A 1,125-nucleotide genomic window follows, 5' to 3' on the forward strand; every position below is an offset into this window, starting at 1 on the left:
TATTGATCCGGCCTGATTTATCCGTGATTCATGCTGCATATTTTACGCGTGCATCCTGGAAGAACTTTATCACCCGCTCGGGTGATTTCTCCAACGCCTGCATGTGCTCGGTTGCAGCCGCTTTCAACTTGGTCTTGGTGCGTACTGGAACCTTGGTATAAAGCGCCTGTTTCAAATCAGCATTGAGCCGTTCTTCCGGATTGAGCTCCGGGCTGTAGCTGGGCAGATAGAACAACTCGATCTTGTCTTTACGCGCCTCAACCCAAGCCTTGACCGGCTTGCTGTGATGCACCCGCAGGTTATCCAGAATCAGGAACACTTTCTTCGCTGCGTCCTGGACCAGCGCTGCCAAAAACTCGATCAGCCTGTCCGAGTTGAATGCCTCATCAATAATCATCCAGCGTGTCTTGCCCTGGTTGGTGACGGTGGCGATCATTGACAGTTTCTGGCGCGTGCCGCCCACTGCAAAGGTCACCGGTGTTTTACCCGCCGGTGCGTAACACCGGCCACGCACATCGGTGTTCACGACCGCTGTCTCGTCGCCCCAGTGTATCTCGGCACCTTCGGACTTGGCGCGTTGTTCGATTGCCGGATAGTCATTATCCAGCCATGCCTGCACAGCCTCCGGGCGTTGTTCATACGCCTTCTTGATCGGCTTTTGCGGGGTGAATCCCCAACGCTGGAGGTAGTTGCCAACGCCGCGCACAGACAACTTGATTCCGCATTCGCGTTCAACCAACTGCATGACGGCGGCGCGATTCCATAGTGCAAACTCCATCTTCAGTTGTTCGGGGCGACGGTCGCAGATGATTTGCCGAACAGCGCTCTCTTGCGATTCGCTCAACATGCGTCCACTGCCCTGTTTCTTGCCGCGCGCAGCAGGCTTGAGTGCCGCCGCTCCCGCAGTCGAATAAGCGATGATCGCAGCGTTCACGGCATACCAACTGAGGCCGCTGTGCTCAACAATCTGCATCACCGGCATCCCCTTGCGGTGCATGCGGATGACTTGTTTTCGTCTCTCGTGCAGTACTTCTCGCGACTGCTTGCGGGCGTCTTCTTTTTCCATGCGCGCTGAGACACGTTACAAACCTTAAAGTTCACGGATAATTCGTGCCGAGTCTATAG

Annotated in this window: 1 protein-coding gene; it reads right to left on the reverse strand. The window is 55.4% G+C overall.

What is annotated here, in order from left to right; translation table 11 throughout:
• Positions 1-28 precede the first annotated feature (28 nt).
• Positions 29-1,066, reverse strand: a complete 1,038-nt coding sequence (locus tag EI185_RS17320) for an IS630 family transposase (protein WP_124706403.1) — start codon at positions 1,064-1,066, stop codon at positions 29-31.
• Positions 1,067-1,125: the final 59 nt, after the last annotated feature.

This window comes from Sulfuriferula multivorans (assembly GCF_003851125.1).
GTDB classification, from domain to species: Bacteria; Pseudomonadota; Gammaproteobacteria; order Burkholderiales; family Sulfuriferulaceae; genus Sulfuriferula; species Sulfuriferula multivorans.